This window comes from Streptomyces sp. SID5910, assembly GCF_009862125.1.
GTDB lineage: Bacteria > Actinomycetota > Actinomycetes > Streptomycetales > Streptomycetaceae > Streptomyces.
Map to the genome: position 1 here is coordinate 1 of NZ_WWHX01000532.1, position 3,482 is coordinate 3,482.

The following is a 3,482-nucleotide window of genomic DNA, read 5'->3' on the forward strand; positions in this document are numbered from 1 at the left end:
ACCCGTGCCGCCCCAGCGGCACGATTGCCCGCAGCTATGCGAGTGCGGCTACGCGTAGAACAGGTCCTCCACCACCGTGCGGGCTCTGCGGGCTGTGCGGCGGTAGGCGTCGAGCATGTCGCCCGCGTGGCCGGGGCCGTGGCCCAGGTAGCGGCCTACTGCCGCCAGTTCGCGGGGGTCCGTCGGGAACGTGTCGCCGGCTCGGCCGCGGACCAGCATCACCGCGTTGCGGACCCGGGTCGCGAGAACCCACGCCTCGTCCAGCGTCGCGGCGTTCTCCGCGGAGATGAGCCCCGCCTCCGACGCCGCCGCCAGCGCCTCACGGGTCCTGGTCGTGCGCAGGCCCGGTTCCGCGTGGGCGTGCCGCAGCTGCGTGAGCTGCACGGTCCACTCCACGTCGGACAGCCCGCCCGGCCCCAGCTTCGCGTGCAGCTTGGGGTCGGCGCCGCGCGGCAGCCGCTCGGACTCCATGCGGGCCTTGAGCCGCCGGATCTCCCGTACGGCCTCCTCGGTGAGCCCCTGCGCCGGGTACCGCAGCGGGTCGACCAGCTCGGTGAAGCGCCGCCCCAGGTCCTCGTCGCCGGCGACGAACTCGGCCCGCAGCAGCGCGTGCGACTCCCACGTCAGTGACCAGCGCCGGTAGTAGGCCGCGTACGACTTGAGCGTGCGCACCAGTGGTCCGGACTTGCCCTCCGGCCGCAGGTCGGCGTCGACGATCAGGGGCGGGTCGGCGCTGGGCACCTGGAGCAGGCGGCGCATCTCGGCGACCACCTTGTTCGCGGCGTCCGCGGCCTCCCGGTCACCGACCCCGTCCCGGGGCTCGTGCACGAAGAGGACGTCGGCGTCCGAGCCGTAGCCCAGCTCGTGCCCGCCGAAGCGGCCCATGCCGATGACCGCGAACCGGGTGGGCAGGGTGTCGCCCCAGCCCTCGCGCACCACGGCCCGCAGGGTGCCCGCCAGTGTCGCCGCCGTCAGGTCGGACACCGCGGCGCCGACCCGGTCCACCAGGGCGCCCTGGTCGGCCTCGACGGGCTGGGCGTCCGTGCCGTAGGAGCCGACGATGTCGGCGGCGGCCGTACGGAACAGCTCGCGGCGGCGCACGCCACGCGCCGCGGTGACCGCCTGGACGGCGCCGTCCGCGCGGCGGACCGCGGCGAGCACCTCCTGCTCCAGCTGGGCGCGTCCGCGCGGCGCCAGCCCCCCGGCGTCGCCGTCGCCGAGGAGCGCCACCGCCTCGGGGGCCCGCATCAGCAGGTCCGGAGCGAGCCGCCCGGCGGACAGCACGCGGGCGAGGTTCTCGGCGGCCGCGCCCTCGTCCCGCAGCAGTCGCAGGTACCAGGGCGTGTTGCCGAGGGCGTCGGAGACCTTGCGGAAGTTGAGCAGGCCGGTGTCCGGGTCGGCGGAGTCCGCGAACCAGCCGAGGAGCACCGGCAGCAGGGTCCGCTGGATCGCGGCCTTGCGGGTGACGCCGGACGCCAGCGCCTCCAGGTGGCGCAGCGCGGCGGCCGGGTCGGCGTAGCCGAGGGCGACCAGCCGCTCGCGGGCCGCGTCGGGGCGCAGCCGGGTCTCCCCCGGCGCCAGCTGGGCGACCGCGTCGAGCAGCGGCCGGTAGAACAGCTTCTCGTGCAGCCGGCGGACGACGGCGGCGTGCCGCTTCCACTCGCGCAGCAGCCCGCTGACCGGGTCGTTGCGCAGGCCGAGGGAGCGGCCGAGGCGCCGCAGGTCGGCGTCGTCCTCGGGCACGAGGTGGGTGCGCCGCAGCCGGTGGAGCTGGATGCGGTGCTCCATGGAGCGCAGGAAGCGGTACGCCTCGTCGAGCTGGGCGGAGTCCGTGCGGCCGACGTAGCCGCCCGCGGCGAGGGCCTTCAGCGCGTCCAGCGTCGTGCCGCTGCGCAGCGACGTGTCGGCCCGCCCGTGCACGAGCTGGAGGAGCTGCACGGCGAACTCGACGTCGCGCAGGCCGCCCGGGCCCAGCTTGAGCTGGCGGTCGACCTCGGCGACGGGGATGTTCTCCACCACCCGGCGGCGCATCTTCTGCACGTCGGGGACGAAGTTCTCGCGTTCGGCGGCCTGCCACACCAGGGGCTGGAGCGCGGCGACGTACTCGGCGCCGAGGTCCCGGTCGCCGGCGACCGGGCGGGCCTTGAGCAGCGCCTGGAACTCCCAGGTCTTGGCCCAGCGCTGGTAGTAGGCGACGTGGCTGCTGAGGGTGCGCACCAGGGGGCCGTTGCGGCCCTCGGGGCGCAGGTTGGCGTCGACGGGCCAGATGGTGCCCTCGACGGTCGTCTCGGAGCAGATCCGCATCAGGTGCGAGGCGAGGGCGGTCGCGGCCCGCAGCGCCTTGGTCTCGTCGGCCTCGGCCACGCCCTCCGCGGGTTCGGCCACGAAGATGACGTCGACGTCGGAGACGTAGTTCAGCTCGTGTCCGCCGCACTTGCCCATCGCGATCACCGCCAGCCGGCACAGCGCGGCGTCCTCGGGCGCGGCCTCCTCGGCGAGCCGGAGGGCGGCGCGCAGGGTGGCGGTGGCGAGGTCGGCGAGCTCGGCGGCGGTCTGGGCGATGTCGATGGTGCCGCACACGTCGCGGGCGGCGATGGACAGCAGGCAGCGCCGGTAGGCGACGCGCAGGGAGACGGGGTCGGTGACGCCGGCGAGGCCCTCCTCGAACTCGGCCACGCCCTGGTGCAGGTCGCGCGGCTCGTACGTGACGAGGGTCTGCCAGTCGCCGGCGTGCCGGGCGAGGTGGTCGGCGAGCGCCTCGGAGGCGCCGAGCACGCCGAGGAGGCGGTCGCGCAGCGGCTTGGCCGCTATCAGGGTGTCCAGCAGCTCCCGGCGGGCGGTGGGGTCGGGCTGGGCCTCCAGGAGGCGGACCAGGCCGTGCAGGGCGAGGTCCGGGTCGGCGGTGGCGCCCAGCGCCTCCAGCAGGACCGGGTCGTCGCGGACCGGGGCCAGCTCCACGCCGTCCAGCAGCCGCTCGGCGGCCGAGGGATCGGTGAAGCCGTGCCGCAGCAGTCGCGTGAAGGTACTGCTCCTGCGCCCCGGCGCCGTCATCTCGGCCTCCTGTCGGACCAGCGGGGCCGGTGGGGGCCGGGCCCGTCGGATCAAGGTCGTACGGCCTTGAGCGTAACCGGGGAGCGGCGGTCAGGCGCAGGTGCGGACGGTGCCGTCGGTGATCCGGCCGCCGCCGTGCGGGGAGTTCCGTCCTTTCGGTGGCGCGGTGGGCCGTTATCGGCTTCGGTGAGGGCATGGACTTCACCCTCGAAGTGATCCCGCTGCCCGTGACGGACATCGACCGCGCCCGGGACTTCTACCGGGACAAGGTGGGCTTCCACGTCGACATCGACCAGGAGGTGATGCCGGGCATGCGGATCGTCCAGCTGACGCCGCCGGGCTCGGGCTGTTCGATCGCCCTCGGTGACGCCATCTGGGACATGGCGCAGGGGCAGACCCGGCCGGAGCCCGGTTCCTACCAGGGGCTCCAA

The 3,482-nt window shown here is 75.0% G+C and carries 2 protein-coding genes; one reads left to right on the forward strand and one right to left on the reverse strand.

Annotated elements, in window-relative coordinates:
• Positions 1 to 48 precede the first annotated feature (48 nt).
• Complete coding sequence (locus GTW67_RS18695) at positions 49 to 3,051, reverse strand: bifunctional [glutamine synthetase] adenylyltransferase/[glutamine synthetase]-adenylyl-L-tyrosine phosphorylase (RefSeq protein WP_161165962.1); 3,003 nt, start codon at positions 3,049 to 3,051, stop codon at positions 49 to 51.
• Between the two features lie 194 nt (positions 3,052 to 3,245).
• Here GTW67_RS18695 and GTW67_RS18700 point away from each other — a divergent pair.
• Positions 3,246 to 3,482 (forward strand): VOC family protein (locus tag GTW67_RS18700; RefSeq protein ID WP_202437398.1); only part of this gene is annotated, 237 nt, incomplete at its 3' end.